11 protein-coding genes and 1 tRNA gene are annotated in these 17,943 nt (G+C 62.9%); 9 read left to right on the forward strand and 3 right to left on the reverse strand.

The window, feature by feature from the left end; genetic code table 11:
• Window positions 1-201 precede the first annotated feature (201 nt).
• A tRNA-Arg gene (locus AB7951_RS13225) sits at window positions 202-278 on the reverse strand.
• A 270-nt stretch (window positions 279-548) separates the two neighbouring features.
• On the reverse strand, window positions 549-902 hold the full coding sequence (locus tag AB7951_RS13230) for a hypothetical protein (protein WP_120289641.1): 354 nt from the start codon (window positions 900-902) through the stop codon (window positions 549-551).
• Window positions 903-1,411: 509 nt separating this feature from the next.
• Between AB7951_RS13230 and AB7951_RS13235 the strand changes: the two genes are divergently transcribed.
• Genes AB7951_RS13235 through AB7951_RS13260 form a run of 6 tightly spaced genes read left to right on the forward strand, consistent with a single transcriptional unit; the run spans window position 1,412 to window position 12,621 of the window.
• Window positions 1,412-6,631, forward strand: a complete 5,220-nt coding sequence (locus AB7951_RS13235; RefSeq protein ID WP_439061605.1) for an alpha-2-macroglobulin family protein — start codon at window positions 1,412-1,414, stop codon at window positions 6,629-6,631.
• Window positions 6,628-8,835: a penicillin-binding protein 1C gene (pbpC, locus tag AB7951_RS13240; RefSeq protein WP_120289645.1), complete on the forward strand. Its 2,208-nt coding sequence runs from the start codon at window positions 6,628-6,630 to the stop codon at window positions 8,833-8,835. Before AB7951_RS13235 ends, pbpC begins: the two co-directional genes overlap by 4 nt.
• Before the next feature lie 50 nt (window positions 8,836-8,885).
• Window positions 8,886-10,628 (forward strand): ArnT family glycosyltransferase, encoded by a 1,743-nt coding sequence (locus tag AB7951_RS13245; RefSeq protein ID WP_120289647.1) that lies wholly within the window; start codon window positions 8,886-8,888, stop codon window positions 10,626-10,628.
• Window positions 10,628-11,470 carry a phosphatase PAP2 family protein gene (locus AB7951_RS13250; protein ID WP_120289649.1) on the forward strand — a complete coding sequence of 281 codons (843 nt, stop codon included), beginning with the start codon at window positions 10,628-10,630 and terminating at the stop codon, window positions 11,468-11,470. Before AB7951_RS13245 ends, AB7951_RS13250 begins: the two co-directional genes overlap by 1 nt.
• A 56-nt stretch (window positions 11,471-11,526) precedes the next feature.
• Window positions 11,527-12,282, forward strand: a complete 756-nt coding sequence (locus tag AB7951_RS13255) for a glycosyltransferase family 2 protein (RefSeq protein WP_120289651.1) — start codon at window positions 11,527-11,529, stop codon at window positions 12,280-12,282.
• Complete coding sequence (locus AB7951_RS13260; protein ID WP_089264280.1) at window positions 12,283-12,621, forward strand: lipid-A-disaccharide synthase N-terminal domain-containing protein; 339 nt, start codon at window positions 12,283-12,285, stop codon at window positions 12,619-12,621. It begins immediately after the preceding gene.
• Between the two features lie 26 nt (window positions 12,622-12,647).
• Here the strand turns inward: AB7951_RS13260 and metC are convergent, their stop codons facing one another.
• Window positions 12,648-13,844, reverse strand: a complete 1,197-nt coding sequence (gene metC / locus AB7951_RS13265; RefSeq protein ID WP_120290321.1) for a cystathionine beta-lyase — start codon at window positions 13,842-13,844, stop codon at window positions 12,648-12,650.
• 336 nt (window positions 13,845-14,180) lie between these two features.
• Here metC and AB7951_RS13270 point away from each other — a divergent pair, with 336 nt between their 5' ends.
• Genes AB7951_RS13270 through AB7951_RS13280 form a run of 3 tightly spaced genes read left to right on the forward strand, consistent with a single transcriptional unit; the run spans window position 14,181 to window position 17,940 of the window.
• Window positions 14,181-15,197, forward strand: coding sequence for an amino acid ABC transporter substrate-binding protein (locus AB7951_RS13270; protein WP_093758538.1), 1,017 nt, complete (start codon window positions 14,181-14,183; stop codon window positions 15,195-15,197).
• A gap of 14 nt (window positions 15,198-15,211) precedes the next feature.
• Window positions 15,212-16,423, forward strand: a complete 1,212-nt coding sequence (locus AB7951_RS13275; RefSeq protein WP_120289653.1) for an ABC transporter permease subunit — start codon at window positions 15,212-15,214, stop codon at window positions 16,421-16,423.
• A complete protein-coding gene (locus tag AB7951_RS13280; protein ID WP_120289655.1) occupies window positions 16,420-17,940 on the forward strand; it encodes an amino acid ABC transporter permease in 1,521 nt (506 codons plus the stop codon). The genes AB7951_RS13275 and AB7951_RS13280 overlap by 4 nt, the downstream gene beginning before the upstream one ends.
• The last annotated feature ends 3 nt before the right edge of the window (window positions 17,941-17,943 follow it).

Here is a 17,943-nt window from a genome sequence, read left to right on the forward strand (position 1 = left end):
GCCGAAGAAGGCCGCCGCAGCTTTGAAAAATTCGTCGCGATCTGTCCAATCCACGATCCGTATATGATCAGTGCGATCACAACCGCCAATCCTGCAAAGACCCACGACTGCGTCTCTGATTGAGGCACGTTGACCGTGAAAAAAGTTACCGCGTTATAATGTACGGCAAGTCATTGAAAGTATTGGAATCGGAAAATGACGTGGCGATCCCAGCAGGATTCGAACCTGCAACCCACGGAGTAGAAATCCGTTACTCTATCCAGTTGAGCTATGGGACCGGCGCGTCGTCATATCATCGTCGGTATGGCTTGGACAGACCGGGTAAATTGGCCGGATTCGGACACGGTTTTCAAGCGTTTGGGCGGTCGGTGAGCTGGCCTTTCTCTTGCTGATTGAGCGGTGAACCCGCGATTTCAGCCAGAAAGTGTGCCGACTTGATCCGCTTTTCGTCCCAAAACCGAACGTCCGTCTGTACCTTTGACGTCGCTTCGATTCCTGTCCCGTTCGGGGATCGTCTCGCAGAGTCGGCGTCCGCAGACTGGCGGACCCTAAGACTCCGACGGCGGGGGCCGCGATGGTGGCTTATCGTCCTTGCTATTGTCACTGGAGATGCCGCGCTGGCCGGTCTCGCCTGGCTCGCCGTCGATGTGGTCCTCAAATAGCTGCTCCGGGAAGCCGTATTGCCTAGTCACGAAACGGCCGGCCATATAGGAGATCTGGCACGCGATCAGACATCCGGTCGTGACCGCCACACCGCCCAGCGCCGGAAATCCCTGGCCCCATGTCACGGCGGCGGACAGGACAGCGACCAGCACGGTCGTCACGACAATGACCCATACGGGGCCGACCAGTCCGACGGCGAGGCCCGCCAGTGAACTTGTCGCCAAAAGAAGTTCGATCATGATGCGATGCGCCCAGAACGACCGAGCGGGCGGGCGATCGCCGTGATCATCCGGTGCCGCAAGGCACACCCATCTGACCGCAGCTGGAAGACTTGGGTACCCGTGATCTCCAGTCGTCCCCAACAGGCTGCTTTTAGTCTTAACGTGTCGCGTTTGATTAAAACGCGTAGGGGGCGATCGCGGGCCGGGCCGGCCGTTCATGCGCGTATGACCCGTTGTAAAACTGTCACCAAAATCGTCGGCGCGTGCTCGAACCGTTTCCCACACAGGCGCGACCAATCGGCGGTGACGTGGCTTTGCTTTCGGCAGGGCCCGCCGCCATGATGCCCGCGGCTTGCGCGTGGGGCTGCGATTTGAGTTACCCGGGTTCGTCACATGATGTTGCCAGCAATCGTCGTGTCTCGCGTTGCGCCGGTCGAGAGACTCGCGAACAAGCTGGCCATGAGTCCGTCACCGTTTTTACGCACATTTGAATCCAGGCGGCATTCGTCCGTGCAGGGGAGTTGTCCATGATTGGTCTGGTTCGCGCCGTCACTGTCTGCGCCACGCTGGCGTTCGGCCTCATCTCGGCTCACGCGGCCGACAAGGCTTTCCGACGGGATGAGCTCGCGGATTCCGCGATCAAGCTCGAGGCGCAGATCAAGAGCGAGGCGGGGCCTGTCGCCAAGAGCGCGGCAACTTTGCGCACCGACGCGGACGCGGCCTTCAAACGCTCGGATTTCCGGGCCGGTCTGCAGACGCTGGGCCAGATCGTGGCCATTGCGCCCGATGACAGCGCCAACTGGCTGCGGCTCGCCAAGACGATCTTCCAGATCCGCCCGGCAACCTCGTCCGAAACCACCTTCCTGCGCGAGCGCGCTGCGACAGCGGCCTATATCGCCTATCAGCGCGCCGGTAATGCCGGCGAGGAGGCCGAGGCGCTGGCCGTGCTCGGCCGGGCCATGGAAGAACGCAAGCTGTGGCGTCCGGCGCTGGACGCGCTGCGCCTGTCGCTCGAGATGCGCGAGGTCGCCGACGTCCGCGGCCAATACGAGAAGCTGCGCGACGATCACGGCTTCCGGCTGCTCGATTACACAGTGGACTCGGATTCCGCCTCGCCGCGGGCCTGTTTCCAGTTCTCGGAAGAACTCGCCAAGCGGGTCGATTTCGCGCCGTTCCTGGCGCTCGCCGGCAGCGACAAGCCGGCATTGACCTCCGAGGAGAAGCAGCTCTGCGTCGAGGGCCTCAAGCATGGCGAGCGCTACAATATCAACCTGCGCGCCGGTCTGCCGTCGACGGTGAAGGAGAGCCTGCCGAAATCGGCCGAGTTCAATATCTATGTGCGTGATCGCAAGCCGTTCGTGCGTTTCACCGGCCGCGCCTATGTGCTGCCGCGCACGGGCCAGCAGGGTATCCCCGTGGTCTCGGTCAATACCCAGGCGGTCACCGTCAATGTGTTCCGGATCGGCGACCGCAATCTGATCAACACCGTCATCGGCAGCGACTTCCAGACGGCACTGAGCAAGTACCAGCTTGAGAGCCTCGGCGACGAGCGCGGCATGAAGGTCTGGACCGGCGAGCTGGCCACGGCGTCGACGCTCAATGCCGACGTCACCACGGCATTCCCCGTCGATCAGGCCATCGGCGAGCTGCAGCCCGGCGTTTATGTCATGACCGCGGCGGCCAAGGGTCCGGGGTCTGGCAGTGGCGATGACGACGGCTCGCTGGCGACCCAGTGGTTCATCGTGTCGGATCTTGGTCTCACGGCTTTCTCGGGCAATGACGGCATCCACGTTTTCGTCAATTCGCTCGCTTCGACCGATCCGATGACCAAAGCCTACGTCCGGCTGGTCGCGCGCAACAACGAGATTCTTGCGACCAGGAAGACCGACGACTCCGGCCATGTGCTGTTCGAGGCGGGGCTCGCCAAGGGCGAGGGCGGTCTGTCGCCAGCATTGCTGACGGTGACATCAGACAAGAACGACTATGCGTTCCTGAGTCTCAAATCGAACGCCTTCGATCTCAGTGATCGTGGCGTCTCCGGCCGCGCGGTTCCTGCCGGTGCCGATGCTTTCGTCTATGCCGAGCGCGGCGTCTATCGCTCCGGCGAGACGGTCTATCTCACCGCGCTGTTGCGCGACGGGCAGGGCAATGCCGTGACCTCGGGCCCAATGACTCTCGTGGTCGAGCGCCCCGATGGCGTCGAGTTCCGCCGCGCCGTCCTGCCTGACCAGGGCGCAGGCGGTCGCAGCCTGACGCTGCCACTGAATTCGGCGGTTCCAACGGGCACCTGGCGCGTTCGTGCCTTCACCGATCCGAAGGCGCCGTCGGTCGGCGAGACCACTTTCATGGTCGAGGATTACGTCCCGGATCGGATTGAATTCGATATATCTTCCAAGGATAAGCTAATCAAAGCTGATGCTCCTGTAGAACTTAAAGTCGATGGTCGTTTCCTCTACGGCGCTCCCGCGTCGGGCCTGCAGCTCGAAGGCGATCTGCTTGTCAGCCCTGCCGCGAACCGCCCAGGATTCGCCGGCTACCAGTTCGGCGTTGCCGACGAGGAAAGCGTCAGCAATGAGCGGACGCCGATCGAAGGCCTGCCGGAGGCCGATGCCAATGGTGTCGCGACGTTCCCGGTTAGCCTCGCCAAGCCGCCGTCCTCGACGCGGCCGCAGGAGGCGCAGATCTTCATCCGCATGACCGAATCCGGCGGCCGCGCCGTCGAGCGCAAGTTCGTGCTGCCTGTTGCGCCGAGTGCGCCGATGATTGGCGTGAAGCCACTGTTCAAGGACAAGAATGTCGCCGAGGGGGACAACGCCGCTTTCGACGTGGTGGTCGTGTCGCCGGAGGGGACCTCGCTGGCCCGCAGCGGACTGCGCTACGAATTGCTGAAGATGGAATCCCGCTACCAGTGGTATCGGCAGAATTCGTCCTGGGATTATGAACCAGTCAAATCGACGAAGCGCGTCGCCGATGGCGATCTCACCATCGCCGCCAATGCTCCGGCCCGCATCTCGCTGCAGCCGCAGCCCGGCCGCTATCGGCTCGACGTTAAATCGAATGAAGCCGACGGTCCGATCACCTCGGTGCAGTTCGATGTCGGCTGGTATTCCGACGGCAGCGCCGATACGCCGGACCTGCTGGAGACCTCCATCGACAAGCCGGAATATCTGTCGGGCGACACCATGATCGTTTCGGTCAATGCCCGCACCGCCGGCCTGCTGACCATCAATGTGCTGGGCGATCGCCTGCTGACCACCCAGAGCATCGCCGTCAAGGAAGGCCAGTCGCAGATCAAGATCCCGGTCGGCAAGGACTGGGGCACAGGCGCCTATGTGGTGGCCACGCTGCGCCGACCTCTCGACGCCGCCGCCAAGCGGATGCCCGGCCGCGCCATCGGGTTGAAGTGGTTCGGTATGGACAAAAAAGCACGCACGCTCGACGTCGCACTGTCGCCGCCGGCGCTGATCCGGCCCAGCACGACGCTGAAGCTGCCGGTGAAACTCGGCGGGCTCAATCCCGGCGAGGACGCCAAGATCGTGGTGGCTGCGGTCGATGTCGGCATTCTCAACCTGACCAATTACAAGCCGCCAGCGCCGGACGATTACTATCTCGGCCAGCGCCGCATGACGTCGGAAATTCGCGACATCTATGGGCAGTTGATCGACGGCATGCAGGGCACCCGCGGTCAGTTGCGCACTGGCGGTGATAGTGCCGGCGCGCAGATCGAGGGCTCGCCGCCGACCCAGAAGCCGATGGCGTTGTATTCCGGCATCGTCACCGTGGCCGCCGACGGCACTGCGCAAATCGAGTTCGAGATTCCCGAATTCGCCGGCACTGCCCGCGTGATGGCCGTGGCCTGGACCGCGACCAAGCTCGGCCGCGCCACTGTGGACGTCACGGTGCGCGATCCCGTGGTGCTCACTGCGACCCTGCCGCGGTTCCTGCTGTCCGGCGACAAGGGCACCATGAGCTTCGACCTCGACAATGTCGAAGGCGCACCGGGCGACTACACCATCGCTGTAAAGACCTCCGGCCCCGTCAAGGTGACCGGCAATCCGGCGACGACGATCAAGCTCGCGGCCAAACAGCGGACCTCGATGGCGCTGGCCATCGATGCATCCGGTGCGGGCACGGCCCAGTTCGATGTCGATATCAAGGGACCGAACGGGCTGACGCTGGCACGGCACTATGTGCTCGACGTCAAGGCGGCCACGCAGGTGCTGGCGCGGCGCTCGATCCGCACGCTGGCGAAGGGCGAGAGCCTGACGCTGACGTCGGACATGTTCTCCGATCTCGTATCGGGCACCGGCGGCGTCTCGCTGTCGGTCAGCCTGTCCACCGCATTGGATGCAGCGACCATCCTGAAGGCGCTGGATCGCTATCCCTATGGCTGCTCCGAGCAGATCACCAGCCGCGCGATGCCGCTCCTCTATGTGAACGATCTCGCGGCCGGCGCGCATCTGGCGATGGATACCGGTGTCGATCAGCGCATCAAGGACTCGATCGACAGACTGCTGGCGCGTCAGGGCTCGAACGGCTCGTTCGGCCTGTGGTCGGCGGGCGGCGACGATGCCTGGCTCGATGCTTATGTCACGGACTTCCTGACCCGCGCCCGCGAAAAAGGTTTTGTGGTGCCGGACGTGCTGTTCCGTGCCGCGCTCGACCGCGTGCGCAATTCGGTCGTCAATGCTGACGAACCGGAGAAGGATGGCGGCCGCGATCTTGCTTACGGGCTTTACGTGCTGGCCAAGAACGGCACTGCGCCAATCGGCGATCTGCGCTATCTCGCCGACACCAAGCTGAAGAACCTGGCGACGCCCATCGCCAAGTCACAGCTGGCGGCGGCGCTGGCGCTGGTCGGTGACCGTGCCCGTGCGGAACGTGTCTATGCGGCGGCCGTCGAAAGCCTCGCTCCGAAGCCGGCCATCGAATTTGGCCGCGTCGATTACGGCTCAGCGCTCCGCGACGCGGCCGCGCTGGTCTCGTTGGCCAGCGAAGGCAATGCGCCGCGTGCAACGCTGACGCAGGCGGTCCAGCGTGTCGAGGCCGCGCGCGGCCTGACGCCATTCACCTCAACGCAGGAGAATGCGTGGCTGGTGCTGGCATCGCGTGCGCTGGCCAAGGAAGCCAACACGCTGGCGCTCGACGTCAACGGCTCGGCTGTGAAGACCGCTCTCTATCGCAGCTACAAGGCGGCGGAGATGTCCGGGCAACCGATCAAGATCACCAACACTGGCGATACGCCGGTGCAGGCGGTCGTCTCGGTGTCCGGTTCGCCGATCACGCCAGAGCCGGCGGCATCCAACGGCTTCAAGATCGAGCGCAATTACTTCACGCTCGACGGCAAGCCTGCCGACGTCACCAAGGCCAAGCAGAACGATCGCTTTGCCGTGGTGCTGAAGATCACCGAGGCCAAGCCGGAATACGGGCACATCATGGTGGCCGACTATCTGCCGGCCGGTTTCGAGATCGACAATCCGCATCTGGTGTCGTCGGGCGACAGCGGCACGCTGGACTGGATCGAGGATGGCGAAGAACCTGAGAACACCGAATTCCGCGACGACCGCTTCACAGCGGCGATCGACCGGAAGAGCGACGACAAGGCGGTGTTCACCGTCGCTTACATCGTCCGCGCAGTGTCGCCCGGAAAGTACGTGCTGCCGCAAGCCTATGTGGAGGACATGTATAATCCGTCGCGCTACGGGCGGACGGGGACGGGCAGTGTCGAGGTCGCGAAGCCGAAATGAGCGAGGGCACGTCCACACCACACACTCCGTCATCCCCGGGCTTGTCCCGGGGATCCATGTATTCTTGTGTGGATCGTGGGCAAGACGTGGATGGCCGGGACAAGCCCGGCCACGACGTGAGGAGAGGCTGGTGGCTTATCCGAAAGGCTGTCGCCGCTGCCACCGTAGTTGTGGTCCTGACTGGTGCAGCGACCGCCGCGTGGGTGGCCTCCCTCGGCCCTTTGCCGCTCGACCATGCCCGCGAAATCTCCACCACCGTTATCGATCGCAACGGCAAACTCTTGCGCGCCTATGCCATGACCGACGGTCGCTGGCGGCTTCCGGTCGATGCGAGGACGTCCGTCGATCCCGGTTATCTCAACATACTGCTCGGCTACGAGGACAAGCGCTTCTACAGCCATCATGGTGTCGATCCGCTGGCGCTCGGCCGCGCCGCGCTTCAACTCGTGACGCGCGGCGAGATCGTGTCGGGTGGCTCGACCATCACCATGCAACTTGCACGGCTGATCGAGCCGCGGCAGCAACGCTCGATATCGGCGAAGATCAGACAGGCCGTCCGTGCGCTGCAGATCGAGCGGCAGATGAGCAAGGATCAGATCCTCGATCTCTATCTGGCGCTGGCGCCGTTCGGCGGCAATCTCGAAGGTCTTCGCGCCGCGTCGGTCGCCTATTTCGGCAAGGAGCCGAAACGGCTGTCGCTGGCGGAATCTGCATTGCTCGTAGCGCTGCCGCAATCGCCGGAACACCGCCGGCTCGATCGTCATCCCGGCAATGCGCGCGTGGCGCGCGACCGCGTGCTTGAACGCATGGTCGGCGAGGGCAGGGTGTCGGCTGCGGATGCCATGCAGGCGAAATCCGTCAGCGTGCCAAAGCTGCGCAAGCCGATGCCGATCCTGGCGCCGCATTCTGCGGATCAGGCAACGTCGCTGCACAAGGATCGCCCCATCATCAAGCTGGCGCTCGATGCCGGTATCCAGCGTGCGCTTGAAGGCCTCGCGCGTGACCGCGCGGCGGCGCTGGGCAACAATATCTCCATCGGCCTGATCGCAGTCGACAACGAGAGCGGCGACGTGCTCGCCCATGTCGGCTCGCCCGATTATTTCGACGACCGACGCGCCGGGCAGGTCGATATGACCCGCGCGGTGCGCTCGCCCGGCTCGACGTTGAAGCCGTTCATCTATGGCCTCGCCTTTGAAGATGGCTTCGTGCATCCGGAAAGCCTGATCGAGGATCGGCCGGTGCGCTTCGGCAGCTACGCGCCGGAGAATTTCGACATGAGCTTTCAGGGCACTGTGCCGGTGCGCAAGGCGCTGCAGCTCTCACTGAATGTGCCGGCTATTGCGCTGCTGGATCGTGTTGGCACGTCGCGGCTGTCGTCAAGGCTCAAACAGGCGGGCGGCAATCTGGTGCTGCCGCCGGGTGAGGCGCCCGGTCTCGCCATGGGGCTCGGCGGCGTCGGCATTACGCTGCAGGACCTCGTCCAGCTCTATACGGGCGTGGCGCGGCTCGGCAGTTCGAAGCCGCTGCGGGAGATCATGCAGGCCAATGGTGGCGACGATCGCGAGTCGTTGCGGCTGATGGATCCGGTCGCAGCCTGGCAGGTTGGCAATGTCCTGATCGGCACGCCGCCGCCGGAGAATGCCGCGCATAACCGGATCGCCTTCAAGACCGGCACCAGCTACGGCTATCGCGACGCCTGGTCGGTCGGTTTCGACGGACGCATGACCATCGGCGTCTGGGTCGGCCGGCCCGATGGCGCGCCGGTGCCCGGCCTGGTCGGTCGTACGGCCGCGGCTCCGATCCTGTTCGATGCCTTTGCCCGGACCGGCAAGCTGCCGGCTTCGTTGCCGAAGGCGCCCAAGGGCGTGCTGATGGCCAGTAATGCAAAATTGCCGCTGCCGCTGCGTCGGTTCCGCCCTGTCGGCGAGCTGATCCGGACCGGCAGCGATCAGGCCCTGCATATCCAGTTCCCGCTGAACGGTTCCCGGATCGATGCCACTGTCGGCGAGGGGCAGCTTTCGGCAGTGCCGGTTAAGGTGGCCGGCGGGGTGCTGCCCATGACCGTTCTGGTCAATGGCATGGCTGCTGGGGAACTCGACAGCCGGCGCCAGCGGCTGGTCGATCCGCCTGGTCCGGGTTTCGTCCGGCTGACGGTCATGGACGCCATGGGCACCGCAGACACAGTTGTGGTCAGAATCCAATAAGCACGGGCTAACTGGTTGTCCGGTCGGCGGTTTCAGCGTATGCGACAGGCATGGCCGAGACCTATCCAAGACCCCGATTTGGCGCCCCGCGCGAGCCGAAAACCCGTGTCGATCCAGGCAGCAGACTGGTGCGCGTGCTTGATTTCGTCAGCTCCGGCCATGCCCGCGCGGTCGCGTTCCTGACCATTTGCGGGTTCCTGTTCTTCCTGCCGGGCTTCTTCACCATCCCGCCGATCGACCGCGACGAAGCGCGCTTCGCGCAGGCGACCAAGCAGATGGTCGAGACAGGCGATTTCGTCGACATCCGGTTCCAGGACGAGGTCCGCTACAAGAAGCCGGTCGGCATCTACTGGATGCAGGCGGCCGTGGTCGAGACCGCTGAGGCGCTGGGCTTGCAGAACGCCGAAGTTCGCATCTGGCTCTATCGCGTGCCATCGCTGATCGGTGCCATTGGTGCAGTGTTGCTGACCTATTGGACTGCGCTGGCCTTCCTGGCGCGGCGCGGCGCCGTGCTGGCTGCGTTGATCATGTGCAGTTCGGTCTTGCTCAACGTCGAGGCCCGGCTCGCCAAGACCGACGCCATGCTGCTGCTGACGGTCATTGCCGTGATGGGCGCGATGGCGCGGATTTACCTGGCGTGGCAGCGCGGCGAGGAGGCCGACAAGTCGCGCTGGCAGGAGCCGGCGGTGTTCTGGACGGCCATGGCGATCAGCATTCTGGTCAAGGGCCCGCTGATCCTGATGTTCGTCGGGCTGACGATCATTGCGCTGGCGATCATGGATCGCTCGGTCGCATGGCTGTGGCGATTACGGCCGCTGGTCGGCGTCATCTGGATGCTGTTCCTGGTGCTGCCGTGGTTCGTCGCGATCTTCCTGAAGTCGGGGCAAGCGTTCTTCTCCAATTCGCTCGGTGGCGACATGCTGAGCAAACTGGCTGCACAAGAATCCCACGGCGCGCCTCCGGGCATGTATTTCCTGCTGTTCTGGATCACCTTCTGGCCCGGAGCGCCGCTGGCCGGTATGGCCACGCCGGCGATCTGGCGCGCGCGCCGCGAGCCCGGCGCACAATATCTGCTGGCCTGGCTGATCCCATCCTGGATCGTGTTCGAAGTCGTGATGACCAAGCTGCCGCATTACGTGCTACCGCTCTATCCGGCGATCGCCATCCTCGTCATCGGCGCGCTTGAACGCCAGGTGCTGGCGCGCAATTGGCTGGCGCGCGGCGCGGCTTGGTGGTTCGCGATCCCGGCGCTAACCGCTGTGGTCGCCGAGATCGGTGCCGTCGCGATCGTCCGCCATCCGGTGTTTCTGGCCTGGCCATTTGCCGCCGCAGCACTGGTCTTCGGCCTGTTTGCCTGGTGGCTGTATGATAACGCCCGCGCAGAACGCTCGTTGCTGAATGCGGTTGTGGCCTCATTGTTCATGAGCGCCGCCTTTTATGGCGTGCTGCTGCCGTCGCTCCGACCGCTGTTTCCGAGTGTGCAGATCGCACGTGCGCTGCGTAACGTGGTCTGCGTCGGTCCCAAGGCTGCGGCAGCGGGATATCACGAGCCGAGCCTGGTGTTCATGACCGGCACATCCACACAACTCACTGATGGTGCCGGCGCGGCGGATTTCCTCGGGCAGGGCAGCTGTCGCTTCGCACTTGTCGAATTGCGTTCAGAACGCCAGTTCGCGATGCGCGCCGAGGCCATCGGCCTGCGCTACAACATGGCAACCCGCATCGACGGCTATAACTTCTCGCAGGGCAAAGCGATTTCGGTGGCGATCTATCGCTCCGAAGGGACCGAGTAATGGTAGCCCCGGACAAATCGCAACCACAGACCTATCTGTCGCAACTCGCTGCGCTTGTCTGGCAGTCATTCGCACAGCTTGTTCGCGCACCGTCGCATTCGCGGCGTGCCGAAGCTGCTCGTTATTGGGCGCGCCGTTCGCTGGCGCTTGGCGCCGTGACAGCCGTGATCATCATCGCGCTGATGTTCATCGTCGATGCCACCGAGATCGGACTGATGCCGGCGCGGGGCACGGCCGGCCTGTGGCCGCTGCGTATCTTCACTGACTTCGGCAAGGACGAATATGTCCTGCTGGCGTTGTTCGCGTTTATGATCGTTCTGGCCCTGCTGGCGCCGCTGCGGCACGGGACGTCGCGCGCCGTACTTGTCAGCTTCGGCACGCGCATTCAGTACATTTTCCTGTCGGTCGCGCTGTCGGTCTTCGTGGCTGAAATCATCAAAGGCATGCTCGGCCGTGGGCGGCCTTTCGTCAGTGGCGCGGCAGACCCCTTTCACTTTTCGCATTTCGCCTGGACGCCAGCCTATGCCAGTTTCCCGTCGGGTCATGCGACCACGAGTTTCGCATTGGCTTTCGCGGTCGCCGCGCTTTGGCCGCGGCTGCGCACGGTGATGATCGTCTACGCCGTCGCCATCTGTGCCAGTCGGCTCGTCCTGCTGGCGCATCATGCCAGTGACGTGGTCGGCGGCGGGCTGGTCGGCTGGATTGGCGCCATGACGGTGCGATACTGGTTTGCGGCCCGACATCTGGCGTTCACCATTCACCAGGACGGCACGATCGACCCGCTGCCAGGGCCGTCCGCAGGCCATCTCAAAAGGGTTGCCCGCGGGACCGCGGCCCCATAATAAGCGGTCTTCGCCGGGCCAGCTGCGACAAGTTCCCGCAGGACCGCCCTCCAACCATGAGCTCCGATTTGTCCGCTCCCGAAGCTGCCCCCGTCGACGTCTCCATTGTCGTGCCCGTGCGCAACGAGCAGGACAATGTCGCGCCTTTGATCGCCGAGATCACCGCCGCGCTCGACGGCCGCTGGCCCTATGAGATCATCTACGTCAATGACGGCTCCACCGACGCGACGCCAGCACGGCTCGCCGAGTTGATGCAAACGCGCGCCAACCTGCGCCGCATCGACCACGCTGCGTCATCGGGCCAGTCGGCCGCCGTGCGAACCGGCGTGCGCAACGCCCGCGGCGCCATCGTGGCCACGCTGGACGGCGATGGCCAGAACAATCCGGCATTCCTGCCCAACCTGATTTTGGCCATTCAGGATGGCGGCGGACGTGTTGGTCTCGCCGCCGGGCAGCGCGTTGGCCGCAAGGATACCGGCTTCAAGAAAGCCCAATCGAAGATCGCCAATGCCGTACGCAATGCGATCCTCAAGGACGGTACCCGAGATACCGGCTGCGGTCTGAAGGCGTTCCGCCGTGATGTGTTCTTGTCGATGCCTTATTTCGATGGTCTGCATCGCTTTCTCCCGGCGCTGGTGCGTCGTGAGGGCTTCGACATCGCCTATGTCGATGTCACCGATCGGCCGCGCCATTCCGGTGTGTCCAATTATGGTTTTTTCGATCGGCTCTGGATCGGCATCATGGATCTCGCTGGCGTCTGGTGGCTGATCCGCCGCAAGCGTACGACGCCGGTCGCAACCGAGTTCAAATAAATGCTGATTCAATACGGTCAGGCGCTTGGCGACTATATCTACGACGTATTCGTCGCGAAGTTCGATTTCTGGCTCGCCTTTGGTTTGATCGCCCAGCTGCTGTTTACCGCGCGCTTTCTCGTGCAATGGATTTCCAGCGAACGCGCCGGACAGAGCGTGGTGCCGATGGCCTTCTGGTTCTTCTCCATGGCCGGCGGGTTCATGACGCTGATCTACGGCATAGCCAAGCGCGAGCCGGTGATCATCCTCGGCCAGGCTTTTGCCACCGTAATCTATGTCCGCAACATCATGCTGATCATCAAGAACCGCGGCAGCGGATCGAAGACGCTCGAGAGCTGAGCGTCTTCGTCTGGCGTCCTCGCCGATCAAAGCGCCGCGTTGAACGCCGCCAAGCCGCGCTCCAGATCAGCCTTCAGATCATCGACACTTTCCAGCCCGATATGAAATCGCAGCGCCGGACCGCCGGGCGCCCATCTCGTCGCGCTGCGATAATCCGAGCAGTCGAACGGGATGACGAGGCTCTCGAAGCCGCCCCAGGAATAGCCCATGCCGAACAGCTTGACGGTGTCGAGCAGGGCATCGACGGCCTTTTGCGGCGACGGCTTCAGGATGATGCTGAACAGGCCGGATGCGCCTGTAAAGTCGCGCTTCCAGATGGCGTGGCCAGGATGGCTGGGCAAAGCGGGATGCAGCACCTTCAGCACTTCGGGGCGGGTCTCCAGCCACCGGGCCATCTCCAGCGCCGAGCGCTGATGATGCGCGAGCCGGACGGACATTGTGCGTAGCCCGCGCAGCGCGAGGAAGACGTCGTCCGGGCCAGCGCATGTCCCGAGCAGCCTGATGCCTTCGCTGATCAGCGGCCAGGCTGCGTCATTGGCGGAGATGGTGCCGAACATGATGTCCGAGTGGCCGCCGATATATTTGGTCGCCGCCTGGATACTGATATCGACGCCCTGTTCGAGCGAGCGATGATAGAGCGGCGTGGCCCAGGTGTTGTCGTCGAGCACCAGCGCGCCGCGCGCATGCGCAATGCCGGCAATGAGAGGCACATCCGGCATTTCGAAGGATTGTGAGCCCGGCGCTTCGACCAGGACGGCGCGGGTATTCGATTTGAACAGCGCTTCAATGCCGGCGCCGATCAGCGGATCGAAATAGGTGGTCTCGATGCCGTAGCGTGCCAGCATGCCGTTGCAGAAATTGCGTGTCGGCCGATAGGCGCTGTCGCTGACGAGGAGATGATCGCCGGCCTTGAGCACCGAGAGCAGGGCGGTCGAGATCGCGGCGAGGCCCGATGGCACGAGCCCCACGCCGGCACATTTCGGGCCTTCCAGTGCCATCAGCGCTTCCTGCAATGCCTTGGTGGTCGGCGTGCCGTGGCGGCCATACTGAAACTCGCCACGATGCGCGTGGAGGTCGTCGGCGGTCGGATACAGCACCGTGGAGCCGCGCACGACCGGTGGATTGACGAAGCCCCGCTGCGATTTGGTGTCGCGGCCGGCGGTGACGATCACGGTGTCCGTGTCGAGCGAGGTGGTGCCGTGATTATCGTTCGAAGCTGTCATAATGGGGCCGCCGGTCTGCAGGTGTTGCAAGGCCATTGGCATCTGGGTTGCCGAATGGCTGGTTCCGTCACTAAGAGGACACGGCGGATGGCCGTCAACCCCTTGACCCGGCTGGCTGATCGTTCTCTGTTGCGGACCTCGCGATCCCCCGCGGCACGTTGAGGGGCCTGCCGCGAAATCTGCGATTTCCTGCTGATTCGTACGGTCTTTTTAGATCGTCTCTGCTGTCGTTCGCCTTTCCGGTCGGGCCATTCACGGCTATGGAACTGATCCGTAGGCTCGTCATTCAATTCTTTGCGTCGACCGAGCGTCCTGACGTCCCCAAAGAGGCCTTACATGAAACGCGCAACCTTGATGTTCTCTCTCGCTCTTGCCGCCAGTCTGACCGCGCAAGGTGCATCTGCGCAGACGCTCAAGACCGTGAAGGACCGCGGCATGCTGTCCTGCGGCGTCACCCAGGGCTTGCCGGGTTTCTCGGCGCCGGATGACAAGGGCAACTGGGTCGGCTTCGATGTCGACCTGTGCCGCGGCATCGCGGCGGCGATCTTCAACGATGCCACCAAGGTGAAATATGTGCCGCTCTCGGCGAAGGATCGCTTTACTGCCTTGCAGTCCGGCGAGATCGACGTGCTGTCGCGCAATACGACCTGGACCCTGTCGCGCGATACGTCGCTTGGCGTGAACTTCGCCGGTATCAACTACTATGACGGCCAGGGTTTTCTGGTCCGCAAGGCGCTCAAGGTGAATTCGGCACTCGAGCTGAATAGCGCCTCGATCTGCCTGCAGACCGGCACCACCAACGAGCAGAATGTTGCCGACTATTTCAAGGGCAACAACATGAAGTATGAAGTGATCGCGTTCTCGACCGCCGACGAGACTATCAAAGCCTATGAGTCGGGCCGCTGCGACGTCTTCACGGCTGATCTCTCGCAACTTTATGCAGAACGCCTGAAGCTCACAGTGCCTGCAGATCATGCCGTGCTCCCTGAGGTGATTTCCAAGGAGCCGCTTGGCCCATTGGTGCGTCATGGCGATGATCAGTGGCTCGATGTGGTGCGCTGGACGCTGTTCGCGATGGTCAATGCGGAAGAGCTCGGGATTACCCAGAAGAACGTCGATGACCAGGCGAAATCCGACAAGCCGGAGCTGAAGCGTATCTTCGGCACCGACGGCAATCTCGGCGAAACGCTGGGCCTCACCAAGGACTGGTTTGCGCGCATCATCAAGGCGACCGGCAATTACGGCGAGGTGTTCGACCGCAATGTAGGCGCAGGCTCCAAGCTCGGGATCTCGCGCGGACTGAACCAGCTCTGGAACAAGGGCGGTATCCAATACGCGCCGCCGATCCGCTGAGCGCATCATCGCCCGTGGCGACATCGACCGAAGCCAGAAAACCGCCGCTGCAACTCGCTGCAAAATTGCGGCGCTTGCTGGGCGGGCAGGCGGGCTGGAGCGGCTTTGTGCTCCAGGTCGTGTTCGTCGCGGCGCTGGTCTGGATAGGCTATGAGATCGTCGAGAATGCACGCAGCAATCTGGCCGCGCAGAAGATCGCATCCGGCTTTGGCTTCCTGTCAAATACAGCGGGCTTCGCCGTCAGTCAGGCGCTGATCCCGTATTCGGAATCGGACACCTATCTGCAGGTGTTCCTTGTCGGCCTCGTGAACACGCTGGTCGTGTCGCTGATTGGCATCTTCTTTGCGACCATCATCGGCTTCATCGTCGGGCTCGGCCGGATGTCGCCGAACTGGCTGCTGGCGCGGATCGCAGGCGGCTATGTCGAACTGATCCGTAACCTGCCGCTGCTGTTCCAGATCCTGTTCTGGTATCTTGCCGTGCTCGCGACACTGCCGCAGCCGCGACAGAGTATCTCGCTGCTGGACAGTTTCTTTCTCAGCAATCGCGGCTTTGGATTGCCGAAGCCGATCGGGACGGAGGCTTTCACGGCGGTTGCGGTCGCTGTGATCGTTGCGATCATCGCCGCGATGGTGTTGCGCGTTTATGCGCGACAGCAGCTGTTCGCCAAGGGGCATGTAATAGCCGTCTGGCCGATCGCCTTGGGCTTGCTGATCGGCCTGCCGTTGCTGACGGTGCTCGTGCTCGGCAAGCCCGTGACATTCGAGTATCCGGTATTGAGAGGTTTTAATTTTTCGGGCGGCCTGCGTGTGCTGCCGGAGTTCGTCGCGCTGACACTGGCGCTCTCGACCTACACCGCCGCCTTCATCGCTGAGATCGTGCGCGCGGGCGTCCAGTCGGTGCATAAAGGACAGACCGAAGCGGGCGCATCGCTCGGGCTCAGCCGGGGTGCAACGCTGCGACTGATCGTGGTGCCGCAGGCGATGCGCGTGATCCTGCCGCCGCTGACCAACCAGTATCTTAACCTCACCAAGAATTCGTCGCTGGCTGTTGCCATCGGCTATCCCGATCTGGTCTCGGTCTTTGCCGGGACGACCATGAGCCAGACCGGGCAGGCCATCGAGATTATCGCCATCACCATGGCGGTCTATCTCGTGATTTCACTGGTCACTAGCGCCATCATGAGCGCCTATGGCTGGCGGATCTCGCGGAGCATGGGCGCATGAGCGACACCAGCTTCGTTGCAAAAGAACTGGTTACAGAGCGCGCCGCTCCAGTGCGCAGCACGGGTTTCGTCGGCTTTGTGCAGACACGGTTGCTGAATTCACCGACCAATATTCTGCTGACTGTCGTCAGCCTGTTGCTGCTGTGGTTCACCATTGCCCCCACGGTCAAATTCCTGCTGATCGACGCCGTCTGGCAGGGGCAGGACCGCACGGCGTGCCTGCCGGAAAATACTGGCCACGCCGTCGGCGCCTGCTGGCCATTCGTGCAGGCCAAATTCAAGCAGTTTATCTACGGCTTTTATCCTGAGTCGGAACGCTGGCGCGTCAATCTCACTTTCCTGCTCGGCGCGCTATTGCTGTTGCCGCTGCTGATCCCGCGTCTGCCCGCGAAGAGCGTGAATGCCGGACTGTTCTTCCTTGCCTTCCCTGTCGTGGCGTTCTTTCTGCTGTATGGCGGTGGCATCAATGGCTTCGGAATCAGTTGGGCCACGGATTTTCTGTCGACCGTCGCGGTCCACATCACGGATGTCGGTCGCCGGCTCAGGGGCATCGGCCTTCTGTCCGATATTGCTGTCATCGGTTATCCGCTTACGCTGATAGGCGACGGCGTCGTAGCATTCGGCGACGGCCTGCAACTCGTCGCGCTGCCGTTTGAGTGGTTACGCAACGAAGGCGTCACTCATGGCAAACCTGTCTGGTTCGAACTGACGACAACCGCCATCATTGTCTCGCTGCTTAAGTTCTTGTTGAACGGCCACTTCCGCAGCGGCTGGCGTGCGCTGGCCAACAGTATCTCCGTCTTCGCTGGCATCGCCGTCGTCATCGCCCTGCTGCGGCTTGATCGTGGCGGATTGCCGATCGTCGATACGCGGCTCTGGGGCGGATTGCTGGTGACGCTGGTGGTGTCGATCACAGGCATCGTCACGTCGATGCCGGTTGGCATCGCGCTGGCACTTGGCCGACGCTCGACCATTCCGTTGATCCGGCTGTTCTCGATTGCCTTCATCGAATTCTGGCGCGGCGTGCCGCTGATCACCGTATTGTTCTTTGCGACCTATATGCTGCCGCTGTTCCTGCCGGGCAATTTCACTGTTGATGGGCTGGTGCGCGCGCTGATCGGCATAGCGCTATTCGCTGGTGCCTATAATGCCGAGGTGATCCGCGGCGGGTTGCAGGCGATCCCGCGCGGTCAGGCGGAGGCGGCAAGTGCGCTAGGCCTGTCCTGGTGGAAGACCACGCGTCTGGTCGTGATGCCGCAGGCGCTGCGCCATGTTATTCCCGGCCTCGTCAATAGCTTCATCGCGCTTTTGAAGGATACGTCACTGGTGTCGATCGTGGCGCTGTTCGATTTGCTCGGCCAACTCCGCGCGGCGTTCGCAGATCCGAACTGGTCGACGCCGACGACCTTGTTCACCGGTTTTGCCTTTACCGGCATCATGTATTTCGTGATGTGCTTCGGCATCTCGCGCTATTCGCTATTCGTCGAGCACCGGCTCAATGTGCATCGACGGAGTTGAGGT

Source organism: Tardiphaga sp. 285_C5_N1_2 (genome assembly GCF_052076065.1).
Lineage (GTDB): Bacteria > Pseudomonadota > Alphaproteobacteria > Rhizobiales > Xanthobacteraceae > Tardiphaga > Tardiphaga robiniae.

Excerpts from the sequence above, each read along its gene's own strand:
- AB7951_RS13280 (WP_120289655.1), top strand. The coding sequence starts at position 16,420 with ATGAGCGACACCAGCTTCGTTGCAAAAGAACTGGTTACAGAGCGCGCC.
- pbpC (WP_120289645.1), top strand. The coding sequence starts at position 6,628 with ATGAGCGAGGGCACGTCCACACCACACACTCCGTCATCCCCGGGCTTG.
- metC (WP_120290321.1), bottom strand. The coding sequence starts at position 13,844 with ATGACAGCTTCGAACGATAATCACGGCACCACCTCGCTCGACACGGAC.
- AB7951_RS13235 (WP_439061605.1), top strand. The coding sequence starts at position 1,412 with ATGATTGGTCTGGTTCGCGCCGTCACTGTCTGCGCCACGCTGGCGTTC.
- AB7951_RS13245 (WP_120289647.1), top strand. The coding sequence starts at position 8,886 with ATGGCCGAGACCTATCCAAGACCCCGATTTGGCGCCCCGCGCGAGCCG.
- AB7951_RS13250 (WP_120289649.1), top strand. The coding sequence starts at position 10,628 with ATGGTAGCCCCGGACAAATCGCAACCACAGACCTATCTGTCGCAACTC.
- AB7951_RS13255 (WP_120289651.1), top strand. The coding sequence starts at position 11,527 with ATGAGCTCCGATTTGTCCGCTCCCGAAGCTGCCCCCGTCGACGTCTCC.
- AB7951_RS13260 (WP_089264280.1), top strand. The coding sequence starts at position 12,283 with ATGCTGATTCAATACGGTCAGGCGCTTGGCGACTATATCTACGACGTA.
- AB7951_RS13270 (WP_093758538.1), top strand. The coding sequence starts at position 14,181 with ATGAAACGCGCAACCTTGATGTTCTCTCTCGCTCTTGCCGCCAGTCTG.
- AB7951_RS13230 (WP_120289641.1), bottom strand. The coding sequence starts at position 902 with ATGATCGAACTTCTTTTGGCGACAAGTTCACTGGCGGGCCTCGCCGTC.